Source organism: Suttonella sp. R2A3 (assembly GCF_021513215.1).
GTDB lineage: Bacteria > Pseudomonadota > Gammaproteobacteria > Cardiobacteriales > Cardiobacteriaceae > JAHUUI01.
The window spans coordinates 557,699-576,491 of the sequence record NZ_CP090975.1 but is presented as its reverse complement, the minus strand read 5'-3'; the positions used below and the strand labels follow the sequence as shown (position 1 = coordinate 576,491).

20 protein-coding genes and 1 other RNA gene are annotated in these 18,793 nt (G+C 47.5%); 11 read left to right on the top strand and 10 right to left on the bottom strand.

The genetic code is table 11. The features are described from left to right. Window positions 1-14: 14 nt before the first annotated feature. The 4 genes from L0B52_RS02765 to L0B52_RS02750 all read right to left on the bottom strand — a co-directional run bounded on the left by L0B52_RS02765 (window position 15) and on the right by L0B52_RS02750 (window position 3,589). Window positions 15-812, bottom strand: coding sequence for an ATP-binding cassette domain-containing protein (locus L0B52_RS02765; RefSeq protein ID WP_235065015.1), 798 nt, complete (start codon window positions 810-812; stop codon window positions 15-17). Beyond that, the gene (locus tag L0B52_RS02760; protein ID WP_235065014.1) at window positions 809-1,822 is read right to left on the bottom strand and encodes an iron ABC transporter permease; all 1,014 of its coding nucleotides are present in this window, start codon (window positions 1,820-1,822) and stop codon (window positions 809-811) included. The genes L0B52_RS02765 and L0B52_RS02760 overlap by 4 nt, the downstream gene beginning before the upstream one ends. Window positions 1,823-1,956: 134 nt before the next feature. Continuing rightward, window positions 1,957-2,724, bottom strand: a complete 768-nt coding sequence (locus L0B52_RS02755; protein ID WP_235065013.1) for a HugZ family protein — start codon at window positions 2,722-2,724, stop codon at window positions 1,957-1,959. A 1-nt stretch (window position 2,725) separates the two neighbouring features. Further along, window positions 2,726-3,589, bottom strand: a complete 864-nt coding sequence (locus tag L0B52_RS02750; protein WP_235065012.1) for a hemin ABC transporter substrate-binding protein — start codon at window positions 3,587-3,589, stop codon at window positions 2,726-2,728. A gap of 128 nt (window positions 3,590-3,717) precedes the next feature. On the opposite strand from L0B52_RS02750, the gene exbB reads away from it, so the two are divergent. From exbB to L0B52_RS02710, 8 genes are all read left to right on the top strand, one after another. Beyond that, window positions 3,718-4,158, top strand: coding sequence for a TonB-system energizer ExbB (exbB, locus tag L0B52_RS02745; protein ID WP_235065011.1), 441 nt, complete (start codon window positions 3,718-3,720; stop codon window positions 4,156-4,158). Window positions 4,159-4,169: 11 nt separating this feature from the next. Further along, window positions 4,170-4,553, top strand: coding sequence for a TonB system transport protein ExbD (exbD, locus tag L0B52_RS02740; RefSeq protein WP_235065010.1), 384 nt, complete (start codon window positions 4,170-4,172; stop codon window positions 4,551-4,553). Further along, window positions 4,553-5,482, top strand: coding sequence for a TonB family protein (locus tag L0B52_RS02735; protein WP_235065009.1), 930 nt, complete (start codon window positions 4,553-4,555; stop codon window positions 5,480-5,482). Before exbD ends, L0B52_RS02735 begins: the two co-directional genes overlap by 1 nt. A gap of 28 nt (window positions 5,483-5,510) precedes the next feature. After that, a complete protein-coding gene (locus L0B52_RS02730) occupies window positions 5,511-6,395 on the top strand; it encodes a siderophore ABC transporter substrate-binding protein (protein WP_235065008.1) in 885 nt (294 codons plus the stop codon). Between the two features lie 35 nt (window positions 6,396-6,430). Next, a complete protein-coding gene (locus L0B52_RS02725) occupies window positions 6,431-7,366 on the top strand; it encodes an ABC transporter permease (protein WP_235065007.1) in 936 nt (311 codons plus the stop codon). Beyond that, on the top strand, window positions 7,366-8,325 hold the full coding sequence (locus L0B52_RS02720; RefSeq protein WP_235065006.1) for an iron chelate uptake ABC transporter family permease subunit: 960 nt from the start codon (window positions 7,366-7,368) through the stop codon (window positions 8,323-8,325). The genes L0B52_RS02725 and L0B52_RS02720 overlap by 1 nt, the downstream gene beginning before the upstream one ends. Next, window positions 8,322-9,077 carry an ABC transporter ATP-binding protein gene (locus tag L0B52_RS02715; RefSeq protein ID WP_235065005.1) on the top strand — a complete coding sequence of 252 codons (756 nt, stop codon included), beginning with the start codon at window positions 8,322-8,324 and terminating at the stop codon, window positions 9,075-9,077. The genes L0B52_RS02720 and L0B52_RS02715 overlap by 4 nt, the downstream gene beginning before the upstream one ends. A gap of 183 nt (window positions 9,078-9,260) precedes the next feature. Continuing rightward, a complete protein-coding gene (locus tag L0B52_RS02710; RefSeq protein ID WP_235065004.1) occupies window positions 9,261-10,358 on the top strand; it encodes an NAD(P)-dependent alcohol dehydrogenase in 1,098 nt (365 codons plus the stop codon). A gap of 106 nt (window positions 10,359-10,464) precedes the next feature. Here the strand turns inward: L0B52_RS02710 and L0B52_RS02705 are convergent, their stop codons facing one another. The 3 genes from L0B52_RS02705 to L0B52_RS02695 are packed head-to-tail and all read right to left on the bottom strand — an operon-like array spanning window position 10,465 to window position 12,946. Further along, window positions 10,465-11,247, bottom strand: a complete 783-nt coding sequence (locus L0B52_RS02705) for a MetQ/NlpA family ABC transporter substrate-binding protein (protein WP_235065003.1) — start codon at window positions 11,245-11,247, stop codon at window positions 10,465-10,467. A 30-nt stretch (window positions 11,248-11,277) separates the two neighbouring features. Next, complete coding sequence (locus L0B52_RS02700; RefSeq protein ID WP_235065002.1) at window positions 11,278-11,931, bottom strand: methionine ABC transporter permease; 654 nt, start codon at window positions 11,929-11,931, stop codon at window positions 11,278-11,280. Then, a complete protein-coding gene (locus L0B52_RS02695) occupies window positions 11,912-12,946 on the bottom strand; it encodes a methionine ABC transporter ATP-binding protein (RefSeq protein ID WP_235065001.1) in 1,035 nt (344 codons plus the stop codon). Before L0B52_RS02695 ends, L0B52_RS02700 begins: the two co-directional genes overlap by 20 nt. Window positions 12,947-13,294: 348 nt before the next feature. Here L0B52_RS02695 and L0B52_RS02690 point away from each other — a divergent pair, with 348 nt between their 5' ends. The 3 genes from L0B52_RS02690 (at window position 13,295) to yccS (ending at window position 17,481) form a co-directional block, all read left to right on the top strand. Further along, complete coding sequence (locus L0B52_RS02690; RefSeq protein WP_235065000.1) at window positions 13,295-14,881, top strand: inorganic phosphate transporter; 1,587 nt, start codon at window positions 13,295-13,297, stop codon at window positions 14,879-14,881. Between the two features lie 176 nt (window positions 14,882-15,057). Beyond that, window positions 15,058-15,238: non-coding RNA, 6S RNA (gene ssrS, locus L0B52_RS02685), on the top strand. Between the two features lie 113 nt (window positions 15,239-15,351). After that, a complete protein-coding gene (yccS, locus tag L0B52_RS02680) occupies window positions 15,352-17,481 on the top strand; it encodes a YccS family putative transporter (protein WP_235064999.1) in 2,130 nt (709 codons plus the stop codon). On the opposite strand, the gene L0B52_RS02675 is transcribed toward yccS, so the two are convergent. Genes L0B52_RS02675 through L0B52_RS02665 form a run of 3 tightly spaced genes read right to left on the bottom strand, consistent with a single transcriptional unit; the run spans window position 17,478 to window position 18,764 of the window. After that, window positions 17,478-17,789: a hypothetical protein gene (locus L0B52_RS02675; protein ID WP_235064998.1), complete on the bottom strand. Its 312-nt coding sequence runs from the start codon at window positions 17,787-17,789 to the stop codon at window positions 17,478-17,480. The two genes, yccS and L0B52_RS02675, sit on opposite strands and share 4 nt — an antisense overlap. Then, window positions 17,782-18,057 carry a GNAT family N-acetyltransferase gene (locus L0B52_RS02670; RefSeq protein WP_235064997.1) on the bottom strand — a complete coding sequence of 92 codons (276 nt, stop codon included), beginning with the start codon at window positions 18,055-18,057 and terminating at the stop codon, window positions 17,782-17,784. The genes L0B52_RS02675 and L0B52_RS02670 overlap by 8 nt, the downstream gene beginning before the upstream one ends. Continuing rightward, window positions 18,054-18,764 carry an MBL fold metallo-hydrolase gene (locus L0B52_RS02665; protein ID WP_235064996.1) on the bottom strand — a complete coding sequence of 237 codons (711 nt, stop codon included), beginning with the start codon at window positions 18,762-18,764 and terminating at the stop codon, window positions 18,054-18,056. The genes L0B52_RS02670 and L0B52_RS02665 overlap by 4 nt, the downstream gene beginning before the upstream one ends. Window positions 18,765-18,793: the final 29 nt, after the last annotated feature.

Sequence of the window (18,793 nt, the reverse complement as noted above, 5' to 3'; positions counted from 1 at the left end):
TAGCGCCACGGGTGTTAAATTCCTTGGCTGGGCATAACAACATAGCGCTGGTAATCATGCGACCAGTGCGCATTGAGTGCAATGTGGTAGGTGTTATCAAGTGCATTGCTGGTCAGTAGCTTATCAGGTGAACAGGCTTTATGTGTCACGCCTTGATCAAGTAGCACCAGCTGATCGGCATTATTGAGCGCTAGCCCAAGGTCATGCAGGACACAAATAATTGTCAGTCCGCGTTTCTTAAGCTGGTTGAGCTGCATGAGTAGCGTATGTTGATGACGAATGTCGAGATGGTTGGTGGGTTCATCAAGAAACAGAACTTTACCGCTTAAATCGCTATCAATATTGCTGAGGAGTTGAGCAAGGGTGCGCGCGATTTGTGCGCGATGTTGCTCACCGCCAGAGAGCTGTTGGTAGTGCTGATTGCTAAGATGTTTAATGTCGAGCAGATCCATAACATATTCAATCACTGATTGATCATGCACTTTAGCGGGATGTTGGCGATACACCTCACGGCCAAAGGCAACGATTTCATGCATGCTGATGGCAAATGGCACTGTGGAAATCTGTGGTAATACGGCGCGCCATAAGGCTAATTCAGCTGGTGTGTAGGTGCTGAGTGCGCGATTGGCAATCGTTATGCTGCCATCGCTTGGCTCTAAATCACCGCATAAACAGCGTAATAAGGTTGATTTGCCAGCGCCGTTTGGCCCAATCAGGGCGTAGAATTGTCCGGCTTCAAAATGTAGGTGGTCACTTTGCAGCAAGTAGCGACCGTCACGCAGACTATAGCGTAGGTTTTCAACACGAATCATGTGATACCTTTGGTGGTTTTCTGCCACACCAGCCAAGCTAGAAATGGTGCACCAATAATTGCTGTGACAATACCAATAGGCAATTCTGCTGGTGCGACAATGACGCGGGCGAATAAATCAGCGAGCAACAGCAATAATCCACCGCATAAGGCACTTGCGGGTAACAGTAGGCGATGGTTTGCGCCTATGATACTGCGCATAATATGTGGTACAACCAGACCAATAAAGGCGATGCCGCCAGAAAATGCCACACACACACCAGAAAGCAGGGCGACCATCAAAATTAAGCGCGATTTACTTTTTTTGATGTCAAAACCAAGGTGGGTGGCGATATGCTCACCGAGCATCATCGCATTGAGCGCGCGAGCTTCTTTTAGCAGTAGCGGTATGGCAAAGCATAATATTGTCAATAAAATCGCAACTTTGACCCAATCAAAAGAGGCCAGTGAACCCATGCTCCAAAAAGTCAGCGAGCGAATTTGTTGGTCGTCGGCTAAGTAGGTGAGTAAGCCGGTGAGCGCACCGGTAAATGCTGCTAATGCTATGCCGAGTAGGAGCATGATGGCTACATGCAGCTGTCCGTTGCGTCGTGCCAGAGCGTATAAGAGTGAAGTGGACAGCCAGCCACCAATAAACGCACTTAGTGGTAAAACATAATCGGCATCAAAAGGCAGTAGGGCTACAAGGGCAGGGGGTAATAAGACAATACTTAGTGATACTGCCAGCGCAGCACCGCTCATAATGCCAACAATGCTCGGATCGACCAATGGATTGCGAAACAATCCTTGCATGGCAGCGCCAGCCAGCGCCAACGATCCGCCGACTAAAACGGCTGCTACTGCGCGCGGCAAACGAATATGAAGCAGAATATAGCGCAAACTTTCTTCGCGCGAACCCTCAACAGCCCACAGCGTTGATAATGGTATATCAACCGCACCTTGAATCACGCTCGCACCCATAAAGATGATGAGGGCTGCGCATAACAGACTGAATACTAGACGATTAGACATGTATTAGGGATTGTGTCATCAAGAGGCCTTTAGTGTTCGACAATCTGTGGGTCATTAACCAAGCACGCAATCCGTTTTTCATAAGGATTTGAGCTGATAAACGACCCACGATAGTTGATCTATTAAAGAGCGTTTTAAGCTTTTGCCATCGCCACTAAGGCTTCACGCACTTCTGTGGCGTCTTTTGGTTGCTCAGCAAAGGGCACGAAATAGAGCGCTTCACCATGACGCAAGACAAAGCCATATTGGTGAATGGCGCACATGGTCACTTCATCATCGTCATTAACCGCTATATTCATGTCGCGTAAATAGCGACACATGGCATCCATATGGTCTTCGTTCATATGCGTGATCATGCGTTGCTTGGTTTCGGCGTCAAATGGACAGGGGTGATAGGGGGCATCGCCTGCGATCCAGCGAATATCACCAAAGCCCATGATAATGCGGTATTTCTTAATGTGTAAACGGAAAAAGAAAAAATCGTGCATGCGCTTGAATGTTCGCGCATGAGGGTAGTGTGCGTAGTATTGCTCAGCAATCTCCTCGATATCTTCTGCGGGTACGCGCTGTAAATCACCAACCATACAAATACGCCACTGCTTTTGCACATCGCCGCCATCATAGCGCTCGCGCAGAAAGATAGAGGCTTTGGGGTTGGCATCAGCGTTGTGGGTATGTTCGGCAACGTTAGCAATCTGGATAATCGGATTAAAGTTCTTATCGAGGAAAAATGGTACAACAGAACTCACTGGATAGCCGGTAAGCGGATGATCATCACGACAAATCGTTGCCAAAGAACCAGCAAAGCTTGAGAGCATGTGCTGGCGCAAATCAACCATTGCCTGCTTGGTAGTGTAGGTTGTAGCGCGTTGTACTTCTTTATTGGTGAGAATTTTATCCATATTAGTTACTCTTATTGAGACACTCATTAATGTGCTTGGCAAATGTGTTGGCAACATCAGCAGTATCAGGGCCAAAGCCCAGCGCTTTCATAATATTGACTTGAAACACACAACCGTTACTCATCGCTTTGTGATGATCAAGCGCGTCATATCGACCACTGGTTAATGGTTTAATAACCGTTAAATCACGTGCATCATTGCGCGTAGCAAGCAAAACAACATCGGCTTGGTCAGTGAGTAGCGCTTCTTTAGAGACAGGTTTCATGCCATCTAAGCTTAGTGAGGGCTCGCCAGCGAGTACCTCAGTCATATGCGCGCCAGCACTATCTTTGCCTAGAGCAAAGAGCGCGCCATCACCTGTATCGATCAGCATCAGTAGTTTAGGCGTGCGCGGATAGGCTGCGATGTTTTTTGTTAGAGCTTCAGCTTGTTCTACCTGCTCGGCAATTAAAGCCTCCGCTTCTTGTTCAACTTCTAGCACATCGCCTAAACGCTTAATATCGGCATTAATCCCGGCGAGCGTTTGCTCGTCTTGTAAGTAAAACAAGGGAATCCCTGCGCCTTCAAGCTGTTTAACCACCGCAGTCGGGCCGGCATCTGGGGCAAGAATGACCAAATCAGGGTTCATCGACAAAATCCCTTCAGCGGATAGTTGGCGACGGTAGCCTACTTTGGGCTTGTCTTTCATGACCTCTATAGGAATGATGCTGGTTGTATCAACGGCGACCAGATGGTCTGCGAGACCGAAACGTGCAATCTCTTCTGAAGCATTGCCGCTGGTTGAGACAATGCGCTCAGGCGTTGTGGCTTGTGCAAAAGAAGCGCAGCAGAGTGCAATAGCAAAAACAAGTTTTTGTCGTGTCATGGCGATTCCAGAGGAATGGGAGATCGATATACTAAATGATAATCAAAACATTAACAATAATCTAAATAAGAATAATTTACTTAGACTATAGCCAAGAGTATAGTGGCGGGTCAATTTTGGAGATTATTATGAATGCTATTGAATACCTTAAAACCCATCTAGATCTCGCTATTTTTATCATTCTTGGTTTGATGAGCTTGATCATGCTCTGGAAAACCTTAGAACGTTTTTGGTTTTTAAACCGTATTAATTTGCAGCGCTATCGTGACATTCACCAACTTGATATTGCTTTGGAGAAGAATCTTAATCCAATTTATACCGTTGGTGCAAATGCACCGTATGTTGGTTTGCTTGGGACAGTCCTTGGTATTTTGATTACTTTTTACGATATGGGCCAAGCAGGTGGCGATATTGAAGCTGGTGAGATTATGATTGGCTTGGCGTTGGCGCTCAAAGCAACCGCGTTGGGTATTTTGGTAGCGATTCCTTCTGTGATGTTCTACAACATGCTCTCGCGTAAAATCAGCGTGCGCCGCAATGAATGGCTATCTTTATATGAGCAGCGTTAAGAGCATTTGTCATGAAAAAGTTTGATCAAATTAACGTTATCCCGTTTATTGACATCATGCTTGTTTTATTGGCCATTGTGTTGATGACAGCGAGCTTCATTTCACAGGGGAAAATTAAGGTTGATGTGCCTGAAGCACAGACAGCCACATCACTTGGTGCAGATGATATTTCACGCCTGATCACTATTACTGCTGATGGGCGGTATTATCTTAATGATCAAGAAACTAATCTTGATATGCTTGCCGATAATATGGAGCTCTGGAGTGATGAACAGGCGGTGACGCTAAAAATTGATGCGCAAACCGCATTTAATGAATTTATCCAAGTTAGTGATTTATTACGCAAATATAGCTTGAAAAATGTGCAAGTAGTGACCTTGCCTAAGGCTGAGTAATGCGCAGTTTGCTTGCTTTTGCTACTTCAGCATTGATTCATCTATTGATTGTTTTAGTTGTGATGTATTGGTTGGTCAACCGAGAACCAGCCGAAGCTAGTTTGGGCGAAGAAATTACTACTTGGGATTGGGTGCGTGAACCTGAGCCAGAGCCAGAGCCAGAGCCAGAGCCTGAACCTGAACCAGAGCCTCTAATAGAAGAGGAAGGTCCCTGCTATGTAACACAAAAAAATCCTGATGTACCGGGTGAATCAATATTAGTTCCTTGCCCTACTGAAGTGCAACCAGAACCGGAACCGGAACCAGAGCTGAAGCCAGAGCCGAAGCCAGAGCCGAAGCCAGAGCCGAAACCAGAGCCGAAACCAGAGCCGAAACCAGAGCCGAAACCAGAGCCGAAACCAGAGCCGAAACCAGAGCCGAAACCAGAGCCGAAACCAGAGCTGAAGCCAGCTGAGTCACAGGATAAAGCCTTCGGTAATCTGAGCTATGCTGGGGCAGCTAATGCACAACCTGCTTCAACACCAACAGCAGGAAAAGGGGCACAAACCATCCAAACGCTTCCAGGTAATGGTTCAGGATCACAAGCAGGTAATGGTCAAGCAGGAGTCAAAGCTGGTGATGTTGGGACATCAAGCGGTACATCAACCGATGTGTGGAAGAGCTATAAAATAGGTTTGGGACGCCAAATAGAGCGCAATAAACGCTATCCACGCCGTGAAGAGCGCATGAATATTACCGGCGCAGCGACGATCAGTTTTAGTGTGCTGGCTGATGGGACGATTCGTGGTGTTGGGGTGAGTTCAAGTAGTGGTAACAGCAATTTAGATAGTGCGGCATTAGAAGCTGTAACGCGCGTTGGGCGTTACCAGCCAACACCAAATGGACAAACGTTTCAGACCAGTGTGACGATTAAATTCAATTTGCGATAGTTACTTTTATCTGACTTAAGGAGGTTGTATGTTAAGAAAATCTTTACTATTAAGCGCATTAGCAATTTTTGGCGCTGCGCAAGCAACAGAGATAGGTAGTGCACGCGGTGTGGTTGACGTTCCCAATCAGCCACAAACAGTGGCCGCCTACGATCTTGGTGTAATTGATACCCTTGATGCGATTGGTGTTGCGGTTGCTGGTGTGCCAGATAAAACGTATGTTGATTATTTGGATCTTAGCCAAGCAGAAGTGGTGGGTACGTTATTTGAACCCAATTTAGAAGCGCTGAATGCCTTAGCCCCAGATTGGGTGGTCGTTGCTGCGCGTTCTGCGGCTAAATTTGACGCTGTGTCCCAGATTGTCCCTGCGGCCGATCTTACGTTGAGCGGAGAAAATTTATTTAACGAATCCTTACAGCGTCTGGCTGATTTAGGTCAAGTTTTTGCTAAGGAAACTCAAGCAGAGGCTGTTAAGGAGCGTCTTGTTGCGCTACGTGATCGAGTGGCAGCAAAAGTACCGACCGAAAATAAAGCGTTGATGTTGTTGGTCAGTGGGCCAAAAATTGCGGTCTATGGCCCGGATTCACGTGGCGGCTGGTTAGGTCAGGAGCTTGGCTTTAACTTGGTAGAAAGTGAAAAAGATGCTTCTGCACATGGTGAGCCGGTTTCTTTTGAATATATTGCTGATACCAACCCTGATTGGTTATTAGTCATTGATCGCGCTGCAGCGATTGGTCAAGACGATGTCTCGGCTGCTGAAGCCATACTGGATAATCCATTGGTGGCGCAAACAACCGCATGGCAGAAAGGGCAGGTTGTCTATATTGATCCTGCTGCGATGTACATTGCGATCGGTGGTGTGCAAGGTATTGAGCGTGTGCTACAACAAATTGAAGCTGTTTTAGACCGTTAAGCACGTTGTTTAAGAAGATATGCGCCCGCGTCTATATGGCGTGGGCGTTATTGCTGGCGTTATTTGTTCTCAGCCTGTTTATCGGCGTGAGCCAGTTAAGCTGGGCAAACATCAGCGATCCGGATGCATTAACGGTGCTGTTTGTCAGTCGTTTTCCGCGCACATTCGCCGTTGTGCTTACCGGAACGTCAATGGCGGTTGCTGGTTTGGTGATGCAGATGGTGGTGCATAATCGCTTTGTTGAGCCTTCTACCGCAGGGACTGCACAAGGCGCGGCTTTAGGTCTGCTGGTGACCTTGCTCTTTTTTCCTGCTTGGCCGCTGTTAGGCAAAATGACGCTGGCAATTGCGGGTGCGTTACTCAGTATGTTGCTATTTTTGGCTATGGCGCGGCGCATCCCACCTCATGATCCTTTATTGCTGCCGTTGGTTGGCCTTATTTATGGTAGCGCGCTCGGCGCTTTAGCAACGTTTATTGCTTATGAAGCGGATCTTTTGCAGGTTATTGAAATATGGTTTAGCGGCGATTTTTCAGCCGTATTGAAAGGGCGTTATGAGCTGCTGTGGCTAGGCGGGATAGCATCACTATTGCTCTATCTGCTCGCTGATCGTCTAACGATTGTTGGTATGGGTGAGCAAATGAGCCAAACGCTCGGGATTCCTTACCGTCGTTTGGTATTGGCAGCTATGAGTATGGTGGCGTTGATGACGGCGCTGGTGGTAATCAGCGTTGGTATGGTGCCGTTTATTGGTCTGGTGGTGCCTAATATTGTCCGTCGGTTTACGGGTGATAATATTCGCCGGAGTTTGCCTTGGGTCGCTTGGACCGGCGCTGTACTGTTGTTATTTTGTGATGTGCTTGCTCGCATAATCCGTTTTCCTTATGAAGTGCCAGTCAGTGTGGTCTTTGGCGTATTCGGTACAGCAGTCTTTCTTTATCTTTTGCTCAAACCAATGCGGGGGCAAGCATAATGCCTGTGCACCGTCGTCACTTATTAAGGCTGAGTATCGTTGTGGGCGCGTTATGTTTATCGGCCATACTCTTTATGCTCTGGCAGGCACGTGGTAGCTGGGATTTTCTTTTACCGTTTCGGGGCAAAAAGCTCTTTGCGCTAATGTTGGTAGCCAGCACCATAGCCATTGCGACGATTGTCTTTCAAACCTTAACCCAAAACCGTATCCTGACACCTTCTGTAATGGGTTTGGACGCCTTATATTTATTGGTGCAAATTGTTTCAGTTGCACTATTGGGCGGTGGCGACTACGCGCAAATGGACGTCCGCTGGCGATTTGTGATCGATGTTGTGTTAATGAGTGTGGCAGCATGGTTGCTTTTTGGTCTACTGCTACGCAAATTCAGTCGTGATTTATTCCGTTTATTGCTGATTGGCGTGGTATTTGGGGTCTTTTGCCGTAGTTTAACCAGCCTATTTGCGCGGATGATCAGTCCGGAAGATTTTGCCGTCTTCCAAGGCGCGGCATTTGCGCAGTTTAACCATATCGATGACACGCTGCTTTTGAGCGCAGCCATTCTTAGCGCGCTATGTTTGGTCACTATTTGGCGCATGCGCTATGTTCTCGATATTCTGATGCTTGGCCGGGATAACGCGATAACTCTTGGAGTTGAATACCGCCGTGCGATGAGCCGTTTGATGATTTGTGTGGCCGCATTAGTGGCGGTTTCGACTGCCTTAGTGGGTCCAGTGCTGTTTTTTGGCCTATTGGTCAGTGCGCTGACTTATCGTTTATTTAGCGGTGCGCGCCACAGCATTCTGCTACCTGCTGCCGCATTCATTGCCATGCTGATCTTAGTGCTTGGTCAAACCTTATTCGAACGTGCACTGGGCTTTGCCGCTACGTTAAGTGTGGTGGTGGAGCTTTTAGGCGGCCTGGTCTTTATCTTTATTTTATTATCCGGGAGACGGGCATGATCCATGTTAAACAGCTCCACCATACCTACGCCAAGCATCCTGTGTTGCAGGATATCAGCTTAAATCTGCCTAAACAGCAATTAAGCGCGATTATTGGCCCGAATGGTGCCGGAAAATCGACTTTATTACGCCTTATCGCTCGATTAGAGCCGTTGCAACAAGGTGATATTTTTGTTGATGGCCTGGATATTCGCCATACCGACAGCGATAAGATGGCGCAAAAAATGGCCATTTTGCAGCAACACACCCATTTTCTCAGCCGCTTGAGTATTGATGATTTGTTGATGTTTGCGCGCTATCCCTATCATAAAGGTCGTCCTCGCAAAGAGGATTACCAACGTATCGAAGAAATTTGCGCGTATTTTCAGTTGAATGATTACCGAAACCGCTTTATTGATGAACTCTCCGGTGGGCAACGTCAGCGTGCATTGGTGGCGATGGTTTTTGCTCAAGACACCGACATCATTTTGCTTGATGAGCCGCTGAACAATCTTGATATGTTCCATGCGCGTCAATTGATGCAAACCTTGCGTTTGGCGGTTGATGATTGGGGGAAAACGATTACGATTGTGTTGCACGATATCAATTACGCGGCGCGTTATGCAGACTATATTACCGCCTTACGCCATGGCAGAGTATTTGTCAGTGGATATCTTGAAGAAGTGCTTACCGAGGCAACGATTAGTGAACTCTATGGCGTCGATGTGGAGATCATCACGCATCATAACAAACCGCTGTGCGTACATTTTTAGTACCCTTAATCGTTGGATCAAAGTAGCGTTTAGGTGGTGCTGTGGTGAATGTTGATGCTTGAGCTCAGTTTTGCGCCACAAGCGTTAGAAGTCGTTAGAATCATTAATAAAAATTACTTGCATTCGGCTTGTGAGAGAGTAATGATTGGTTGTGATGAGTAAACCCTAAAAAGGAGCGTTGTGATGTCTAAGACTATGAAAGCGGCGATTTTTATTGCGCCGGGTCGTATTGAAATTGATGAGAAGCCTGTTCCAAATGTCGGCCCTAATGACGCGCTACTCAAGATTACAACCACCACAATTTGTGGCACGGATGTACATATTCTCAAAGGCGAATACCCTGTTGCAAAAGGGCTGACAGTGGGGCATGAACCTGTGGGAATTATTGAAAAACTCGGCAGCAATGTTAAAGGGTATCACGAAGGGCAGCGGGTCATTGCTGGTGCGATTTGCCCAAGTTTTACTTCTTATCCGTGTCAAGATGGTCTGCCCAGCCAGGATGGTGCATACTTAGAAAAAGATGAGCATTGTTCGTGTCATGGTTATAAAGCTACCGCTGGATGGCGTTTTGGGAATATTATCGACGGTGCGCAGGCAGAATATGTGGTGGTACCCGATGCGCAAGCCAATTTGGCGCCAATCCCCGATGGACTGAGCGATGAGCAGGTGTTGATGTGTCCGGATATTATGTCCACTGGCTTTAAAGGCGCAGAAAATGCCAATATCAACATTGGCGACATCGTGGTGATTTTCGCGCAAGGTCCGATTGGTTTGTGTGCTACCGCAGGCGCAAAACTGCGTGGCGCATCAATGATTATTGCCGTTGATGGTAATGATGCACGTTTGCAGATGGCCAAACATCTTGGCGCAGATGTGGTCTTAAACTTTAAAGAAGTTGATGTGGTTGATGAAGTGATGAAGCTTACCGGTGGGCGTGGTGCGGATGCATCTATTGAAGCATTAGGCACGCAAGTCACTTTTGAGCAGGCGCTTCGTGTATTAAAACCGGGAGGTACATTGTCCAGTTTGGGCGTGTATTCTGAAGATTTAACCATCCCGCTTTCAGCATTTGCCGCGGGTTTAGGGGACCATAAGATTAATACGGCATTATGTCCGGGTGGTAAAGAACGCATGCGTCGTTTGATGAATGTACTGGCGTCTGGGCGTGTGGATTTAAAACCATTGGTTACTCATGAATACGCGTTAGACAATATTGTCGATGCTTATGACTTATTTGTTCATCAACGCGATGGTGTGCTAAAAATCGCGATTAAACCGTAAGTTTTCGGCATTTTGATGGTGGATATCGAGGCGTTGCCACTATTTAAGTTAATGATCATGAGCGACGGATTGCCCGCCGCTCATGCTTAGAGGTTGGTAGTACGATTTACCAGCCTTTAACTGCTGCGCCTTTAAACGCTTCCTCAGCCGCTTTTTCTACCGCCTCTGTTTGATAGGCCTGGACAAATTGCTTAACTGCTTCTTTGTCCTTGTCTTCGGTGCGGGTGACGATAATATTCACATACGGAGAGTCTTCCGCTTCACGCAAAATTGCATCTTTGGTTGGTACTAAGCCCGCGTCAACTGCGTAGTTTGAGTTGATAAACGCCACATCCACTTCATCGAGTACGCGCGGTAGCTGCGCCGCATCGACTTCTTTGATGTCATAGTTGTGCGGGTTTTCGCTGATATCAAGCACAGAGGCTTCAAGGTTGGTGTTGTCTTTTAAGGTGATCAAGCCTTCTTTATCCATCAGGATCAGCGTACGTGCGCCGTTTGAAGGATCGTTCGGGATTGCGATGCTTGCGCCATCTTCAAGCTCATCGAAGCTTTCGATTTTTTCGCTGTACGCACCGATTGGGTAAACAAAGGTGTTACCAACCGCGACTAAATCAAAGCCGCGCTCTTGAACCATGGTGTCTAAATAAGGGCCGTGCTGGAACGCATTCGCGTCGATTGAGCCGTCAGCAAGCGCGATGTTTGGGGTGACGTAATCATCGAATTCCACCACTTCAACATCTAAATCAAATTGTTTTTTCGCTTCCTCTTGGGCCGCGTATAACAAATTAGCTTCTTTGCCGCTCATAGTGCCGACTTTGAAAGTGTCAGCGTGCGCGCTAAAGCTGAGCGCAGCGATAATGGCTAAAGATAGAGTTTTGACAGTGTTCATATTAAGCTCCTTAAGTTGAAATGAACAGTATTAACGATGATCAAAGCGTTTGGCGAGATAATCGCCGAGGCTTTGCACACCTTGCACCATCAGCACCAAGATGATGACAGTGTAATTCATGATTTCGATGTTATAGCGCTGGTAGCCGTAAGAAATGGCCACCTTACCCAGCCCGCCAGCGCCAACGGCACCAGCCATCGCCGAATAACCAATCAGCGCGATTAAGGTAATCGTCATCGCGTTGATAATCCCCGGGGTGGCTTCAGCGAGTAACACTTTACGGATGATTTGTAGCGGGGTAGCGCCCATCGATTGCGCGGCTTCAACCAAACCACCCGGCACTTCCACCAACACGCCTTCAACCATACGCGCGACAAAAGGAATCGCGCTGATGGTGAGCGGTACAATTGCTGCGGTATTGCCGATAAACGTACCGACTAAGAGTTTGGTGAATGGGATAATGTAGAGAATCAAAATGATAAATGGAATCGAGCGCCCAATATTAACTACAATCCCCAATGGCCAGTTAATCCACGGGTTGGCGTAGAACTTGCCTTTACGGGTGATGTATAAAATCACCCCAAGCGGGATGCCAAATACAGCGCTCAACAGGCCGCTGACCCCGACCATATAGATCGTATCCCAAGTGGCGGTGAGTAAGAGATTAATGAGTTGGCTCGACATAACCGAGTACCTCCAGTTCAATCGGTTGAGCGCGCAAATACTCAAGCGCTGCCTGATTTTGTTCGTTGCTGCCTTCAAGTTCGGCAATCAGCAAGCCAAGATTACTGCTGCGGATGTGCTCAACCTTTGCTTGAATGATATTCACATCAATATCAAAAGTGCGGGTGAGGTGAGAGAGCAGTGGGGTATCGACGTTATCGCCATGAAACGCCAGCTTGACCACCGGGTGGCTGCCTTGTTCGCGCAATTTACTCGCGATATTCGGCGGCAAGTCGAATTGTTGGATTTGTGCGATAAATTTACGCCCTAATTCTGATTGTGGCTGCGAGAAAAAGGCTTCCACATGATTGGTCTCAACGAGTTTTCCGTCTTCAATCAGCGCGACACGGTGACAGATTTTTTTCACCACTTCCATTTCATGGGTAATCATCAAAATCGTTAGCCCTAATTGCTCGTTGATATCACGCAATAGCTCTAGAATCGATTCAGTCGTTTTTGGATCGAGCGCCGAGGTCGCTTCATCAGAAAGCAAAACCTTCGGATCGCTGGCGAGCGCGCGGGCAATCGCCACGCGTTGCTTTTGTCCACCAGAGAGTTGTGATGGGTAATGGCGCACCTTATCTTCTAAGCCGGTAAGCGCTAAAAGCGGGCGTACTTTTTCGTTGATTGTTCGTTTACTTTCGCCAATGAGCTCAAGCGGCAGGGCGATGTTGTCATAAACCGTACGGCTCGAAAGCAAGTTGAAGTGCTGGAAAATCATGCCCATTTCGTGGCGCGCTTTAAGCAGTTGTTGTGGGGTGAGCGCGGTGAGCTCTTTGCCATCAACGGTCACTGTGCCGGCGCTTGGGCGCTCTAAAAGATTCACGCAGCGAATGAGGGTGCTTTTGCCAGCGCCGCTTTGTCCGACCACGCCATAAATCTGCCCACGCTCAACCTCAAGGTTGACGCCGTCTAACGCATGGATGGTTTGTCCTGCGTGGGTGTAGGTTTTACTAATGTTGGATAATTTAATCATTGTCCCAAAATCATCGTCTTTTTGACCACGCGGTCAAAAATCTAAGTTGTGTTGATGCTGATTGGCGAAAAGCCGGGGACTGAAGAGAATGACGTGAGTCAGTTAAGCGATCCCTTTTAGCTCGATTTCTTCAGTCGCGCCAGCAATCCGGGAACAAATCAGCGCGTGGGACTATTGTGCGCGAGGCTCAGGCAAACGTCAACCACCCATGCGGTGTTTTTTCTCATAACGTTATGCGTTTAATTCATAGAAGTTATTTTGGTGCGACTGGTATTTTACATTGATGTAATAATTTGGTCATATTCTATCGTTATGGTTCGTTTTGTTACTTAACACTAAGGACAAACTATGAATCAGACGCTACAACTGCAAGGATTTACTGGTATTTCTCGTTTAAGTCTATTTTTTGCGATTTTGTTAATCGGTATTACATCCTACTTTATGTGGTGGGGGCTAAATTATACCGAGTACCACCAGGTATTAATTTTTATCTTCGCCAGTTTATTCGGCATTTTTATGGCGTTTAACATTGGTGGTAATGACGTTGCTAATTCTTTTGGTACCAGTGTGGGGGCGGGTACGCTGACCATCACTCAGGCACTCGCTGTAGCCGCAGTATTTGAAGTGAGCGGTGCGGTAATTGCTGGTGGGGAAGTCACTGACACCATCCGCAAAGGGATTGTCGATTTATCTTCTGTCACAATGGAACCTTTGCAATTTGTTTTCATCATGACTTCAGCATTAGTTGCGGCAGCGTTTTGGTTACTCTTTGCTACGAGGAAAGGCTGGCCAGTTTCCACCACGCATTCAATTATTGGTGGGATTGTTGGTGCATCTATTACCTTGGGTTTTATGTTATCTGGCGCTAGTGCGGCGGACTTGGTGCAATGGAATAAGATCGGTGCGATTGCTGTGTCTTGGGTGCTTTCACCCGTACTTGGTGGCACAATGTCATACGTGCTTTTTGGACAAATTAAAAAACATATTCTTAATTTTAACGATGCAGCAGATGTCAAACTCAAAGACATCAAGAAAAAGAAAAAAGCGTTAAAAAAATCACATAAAAAAGCTTTTGAACGCTTATCTGAGCTACAGCAAATCGCCTATACCAGCGAGATGGCACGTGATGCACGCACATACTCTGACAGCGACTACGACCCAGAAGATTTAGAATCCGATTATTACCGAGAACTGCATACCATTGAGCAAGAAAAATCTGATGTACATGCGCATCGTGCGTTGCAACAATGGGTGCCTATGTTGGCATCATTTGGTGCGATGATTATTTCGGCGATGTTACTGTTTAAAGGCTTAAAACATCTTGATCTTGGGCTTACCTCGCTAAATAACTATCTGATTATGGCGATGGTGGGGGCGGCGGTATGGATGGCAACCTTTATTTATGCGAAAACTTTGCAAAGCAAGAATCTTGCTAAAGCGACTTTCTTGTTATTTAGTTGGATGCAGGTATTTACTGCTGCAGGTTTCGCATTTAGTCATGGCTCAAATGATATCGCTAATGCCATCGGTCCTTTTGCCGCCATTCTTGATGTATTGAAAACCAATAATATTTCTACTCAGGCACCAGTGCCTACTGTGGCAATGGTTACCTTTGGTATCGCGTTGGTTGCCGGGTTATGGTTTATTGGAAAAGAAGTCATTGCGACTGTAGGTACAAATTTGGCAAAAATGCACCCCGCATCAGGTTTTTCTGCGGAGCTTTCGGCTGCTTCGGTAGTCATGCTGGCATCCATTATGGGGTTGCCTGTGTCGAGTACGCATATTTTAGTAGGCGCTGTGCTTGGTATTGGTTTAGTTAACCGTAATGCCAATTGGAATTTAATGAAACCTATTGCCTTGGCGTGGGTGATTACCTTGCCTGCCGCTGCCGCAATCGCTAGTATTGCCTTTTTAATGATGAATGCGATTTTTTAAGGTTTAGAGAGATTGCTATCGTAGCTTAAAGAACTGGGTAATAACTCTCGGACATCAGGTTATTCCACTGGTTAGTGTTACGTGTCAATCACTATTACGCGAAGTATTTTGATGTGTGTGGCGTTATTATAAAGCCGCTTTACAAGATTGCGCAGGTAGCGTATAGTCAACGTACAGCATAACTGCTGGGTTTGCGTTTCCTAAAGACCCCTTGACCCTAATTACTTAGTGCCTGGGAGTCAGACGCAGCCGGGCGAGCAAGTTCACCTTGAGTGAAAAGCCCAAAGGCTGACTGAGACGCCCACTTGAACCTTTCGGTTCAAGGGCAAACGGTTAAGCGGCCCATGCGGTTATGCTCTCGAATCCTTACGCCTGCGAAGATTTTCGCGGGCGTTTTTGTTGGGTTGATCACAAAGAGCGTGACGCGCTGCTCTAAAACTGCTACATTCTGATTTTTAGCGATAAAACGCATGTTTGATTTTTCCGCCCGATTACGACCAAAAAAACGCGCGCGCTGGCGATTGTCGAGAACGTGGTTGGTTGTGTTACCACCAGCGTTTAGCTTTATCACCGCGGGGGTGGTGATCGCGGCAACGGATCGTCCGAGCTACAGTGTCCCCTTGTTTTTAGGGATTATTGCCGGTGGTATGGTGGAGATGGATCATCGCGTCAAAGGGCGGGTGATTAACGCCGGCTATATGCTGATTGGCTTTGCCTGTGCGTCTTTATTGATGCAACTCTCGATTGACCGTCCCATCATCTCAACGCTGCTGCTGACCGGATTATCGTTTGGCCTGACGATGTTTGCCGCGGTTGATACCCGCTTTCGTACCTTGGCCTTTGGCACATTGGTTGTCTCACTTTATACGCTATTAACCGCGCATCTCGGGCTGAGCTGGTATCTCAATCCACTAATGATTTGCTGTGGTGCATTGTTACATCAGTTAATGACGCTGCTCTTACATATCGTTTCACCGAGTCGTCCAGTGCAACATCGCCTAGCGCAAGCTTATCGGTCATTAGCGAGCTATGGACAACTCAAAGCGCAATTATTTGAAGCGGATGAAATCGATAGCGTGGGGCAAGTGCAATTAACGCTGGCTGATAAAAATCATGAACTTACCGAAGCGTTTAATCAATGCCGTGATGCGTTGTTTTATCGCGCAGCAGGGCAGTCGGCAACGGTACGCACCCAACGCCAATTACGCGATTATTTTGTCGCACAAGATATTCACGAGCGTCTCACCTCGGCACACGTTGATTACGCCGCATTTGCCGCTGATTTAGCCGATAGCGAGGTGTTATTTCGCCTTGAGCGGCTGGTGCGTTTGCAGGGGCAAGTGTTTGCCGGTGTCGCACAAGCGCTCGATGATGAACGCCTGCCAAGCTATCCAGAAAAGTTACGTCGTGCGATGGACGGGGTAAAAACCGCGTGTAAACGCCATGAGGTCAAGGCCCGTTGGCAAACAGCACTGCCACGATTGCTGGCTAATTTAGAAGAGGTTAATCGACAATTAGCACGCCTAAGCAAACCAATGGCGCAGAGTACGCGTCATGTGCTTGACCAACGCATTGCCTCACAAGATGCGCTTACCTGGCAGGTTGCTTGGCGACGTGTGCGTGATCAGTTAAATCGTGGCTCCGGGGTGTTTCGTCATGCGGTGCGCGTGGCCGTTTTGGCGTTTGTCAGTTCGGTGATTGTGCATTTGTTTGACCTCCATCTTGGCTATTGGATCTTTTTAACCGCATTGTTTGTGCTGCAGCCTAATTATAGTGCGACGCAAAAACGGATGGCACAACGGATTATCGGCACATTGTTTGGTGTATTTATTGGTGCATTAGTGCCGCTGATTTCGCCGTCTGTGAACACGATGTTGATGATTATGGTGGTTGCCAATGTGTTGTTCTTTTATTTTCGCGCACGTAATTACAGCTTTTCGACACTCTTTATTACCCTGCAAGTATTGGTCGGGTTTTCGTTAATCGGTATTGATGTATCCGGCACGATTGTTGCGCGTATTTTTGACACGTTGCTCGGTGCGGCGATGGCGTGGTTGTGCGTGGTGTATTGGTGGCCGGATTGGAAATTTCAACACTTATCGGATATTGCCCAGCGTGCGTTAAACAGTTTAGGGCGTTATGTGCATGTGGTGATTGGTCAATTTCAGCGTGGTAGCGATGATGATGTGTGCTATCGCAGTGCGCGGCGTCGTGTGCATGAGCATGCCGCAACGCTGGCCCAATTAAGCAACGAGATGCACGATAATTCTGAACGCTATGGCGATCGCGCCGTTCATGCGCGCAATCTACTTGAATGCCATTATCGGTTATTGGGTTATCTTTCTGCCTTAGGCGCGTATCGTGGGCAAATTGAACCGATTGAGGCGGCAGCGTTTGCACCATACCAAGAAGCTTGTGAGGCGTTAGCTGATGTACTTGATCAGTTTGCCGCTGAACCAACAAAGCTCAGTGCCGCGCAAGAGCGGTTAGACGCGGCGCTTGGTGCGTTACCGGAAGAAGGCGATGGGGTGCTGATTGGGCAGCTAAACCTTGCGGCGGCGCTGTTGCCTGAATACGGTAAGCTGTTAAGGCAGTGCTAATCGCGCTTGTTGTGGCGATGATTGCGTTCTTCCTCTTCAATCCAGCTATGAAACTCTTTATTCATGCGGTCGAAGGTTTGTTGGACGGTTAATTGTCTGGGGCTTTTTTGCCGTAAGTAGTAGATAAGCAGCGGCAGCCACGAAAGCAGGCCGACTAAAGCAAATCCGGCAATCAGCTGCTCACGTTCAAGCGCAAAACGTTGTGCGGCTTCAGCGTTGAGCGCAATATCAAAAAGCCCGTATAAACATAAAGCACTCCACAGTGCAGCGCCAATATAATACAGCCACCAGGCCCAACGTTTATCCATGTTTGACGTCATCATAGCGGTCGTAACGCTGAAAAGCGCTTACCACATAGCTGCATTGAGCCTGTATTTTTAGATTCTCTTCGCGCGCATAGTCAGCGAGTGCGTCAAGCAATTGTCCTGCCACGCCTTGGCCACGTAAGCTGGGATCAACAAAGGTATGATCGGCAACAATCACACCATCGCCTTGCGGGCGGAAGGTGATCTTGGCCAAGTTTTCTCCACCGTCATTTTGGTAGACAAAGGCGTTGTCTTGTTTATGGATACTCATGCGTCCTCCAAAACAGCGTCGAGCGCTTCTTTTTCTATGGGTTGATACGGTTGGCTGCGCGTTTTGGCGGCTAGCTCTAGACGATAACGCACAAAATCCGCTTCGTTCTCGATCATCATAAACGGATTATGCGCAAATTGCTCGCCTAAGGTGGCCGTTTGGGTGCTGCCGTAGTCGTGTCCGACCCAAATGCGCGTTTCTTCAGGCAGCTTTTTAAGCTTTTGCAAGCTATTAAATAGCTTATGTGGATCGCTGCCTTTAAGATCTGCGCGGCCTGCGCCATAGATAAATAGGGTATCGCCGGTAATCAAATCATTACCGATATGGTAACAGCATCCACCAACGGTGTGTCCTGGGGTGCTGATGACACCAATGGTTGTGCCAGCAAAGGTAATTTCATCACCATCGCTAACCAAGATGGCGTCTTCAGGACAGTCTGGCCAAGCAGGATATTCCAATTCGCTGATAAAGACGGCTACTTGATCATTACCAGCGCGCAGTTCATGAACAGCATTCACATGGTCGTGGTGGGAATGGGTGATTAAAATTGCGGTTAAGGAAAGCCCTTCATCACCGAGTACTTCGGCAATCCCTTCAGCATCCCACGCCGGATCAACAACTGCTGCTTCACCGCTGTTTCGATCCGCGATGATATGAATAAAGTTATCATGGTCTTCGACCATCAGCTGGATGATTTCATGACTCATCGTGCCTCCTATATAGCGATTAGTGGTTA

Coding starts and splice junctions, on each gene's coding strand:
- L0B52_RS02765 (WP_235065015.1), bottom strand. CDS start 812: ATGATTCGTGTTGAAAACCTACGCTATAGTCTGCGTGACGGTCGCTAC.
- L0B52_RS02730 (WP_235065008.1), top strand. CDS start 5,511: ATGTTAAGAAAATCTTTACTATTAAGCGCATTAGCAATTTTTGGCGCT.
- L0B52_RS02750 (WP_235065012.1), bottom strand. CDS start 3,589: ATGACACGACAAAAACTTGTTTTTGCTATTGCACTCTGCTGCGCTTCT.
- L0B52_RS02735 (WP_235065009.1), top strand. CDS start 4,553: ATGCGCAGTTTGCTTGCTTTTGCTACTTCAGCATTGATTCATCTATTG.
- L0B52_RS02700 (WP_235065002.1), bottom strand. CDS start 11,931: ATGTCGAGCCAACTCATTAATCTCTTACTCACCGCCACTTGGGATACG.
- exbB (WP_235065011.1), top strand. CDS start 3,718: ATGAATGCTATTGAATACCTTAAAACCCATCTAGATCTCGCTATTTTT.
- L0B52_RS02670 (WP_235064997.1), bottom strand. CDS start 18,057: ATGAGTATCCATAAACAAGACAACGCCTTTGTCTACCAAAATGACGGT.
- L0B52_RS02665 (WP_235064996.1), bottom strand. CDS start 18,764: ATGAGTCATGAAATCATCCAGCTGATGGTCGAAGACCATGATAACTTT.
- L0B52_RS02725 (WP_235065007.1), top strand. CDS start 6,431: ATGGCGTGGGCGTTATTGCTGGCGTTATTTGTTCTCAGCCTGTTTATC.
- L0B52_RS02705 (WP_235065003.1), bottom strand. CDS start 11,247: ATGAACACTGTCAAAACTCTATCTTTAGCCATTATCGCTGCGCTCAGC.
- L0B52_RS02690 (WP_235065000.1), top strand. CDS start 13,295: ATGAATCAGACGCTACAACTGCAAGGATTTACTGGTATTTCTCGTTTA.
- exbD (WP_235065010.1), top strand. CDS start 4,170: ATGAAAAAGTTTGATCAAATTAACGTTATCCCGTTTATTGACATCATG.
- L0B52_RS02760 (WP_235065014.1), bottom strand. CDS start 1,822: ATGTCTAATCGTCTAGTATTCAGTCTGTTATGCGCAGCCCTCATCATC.
- L0B52_RS02675 (WP_235064998.1), bottom strand. CDS start 17,789: ATGGATAAACGTTGGGCCTGGTGGCTGTATTATATTGGCGCTGCACTG.
- L0B52_RS02710 (WP_235065004.1), top strand. CDS start 9,261: ATGTCTAAGACTATGAAAGCGGCGATTTTTATTGCGCCGGGTCGTATT.
- L0B52_RS02720 (WP_235065006.1), top strand. CDS start 7,366: ATGCCTGTGCACCGTCGTCACTTATTAAGGCTGAGTATCGTTGTGGGC.
- L0B52_RS02715 (WP_235065005.1), top strand. CDS start 8,322: ATGATCCATGTTAAACAGCTCCACCATACCTACGCCAAGCATCCTGTG.
- L0B52_RS02755 (WP_235065013.1), bottom strand. CDS start 2,724: ATGGATAAAATTCTCACCAATAAAGAAGTACAACGCGCTACAACCTAC.
- L0B52_RS02695 (WP_235065001.1), bottom strand. CDS start 12,946: ATGATTAAATTATCCAACATTAGTAAAACCTACACCCACGCAGGACAA.
- yccS (WP_235064999.1), top strand. CDS start 15,352: ATGTTTGATTTTTCCGCCCGATTACGACCAAAAAAACGCGCGCGCTGG.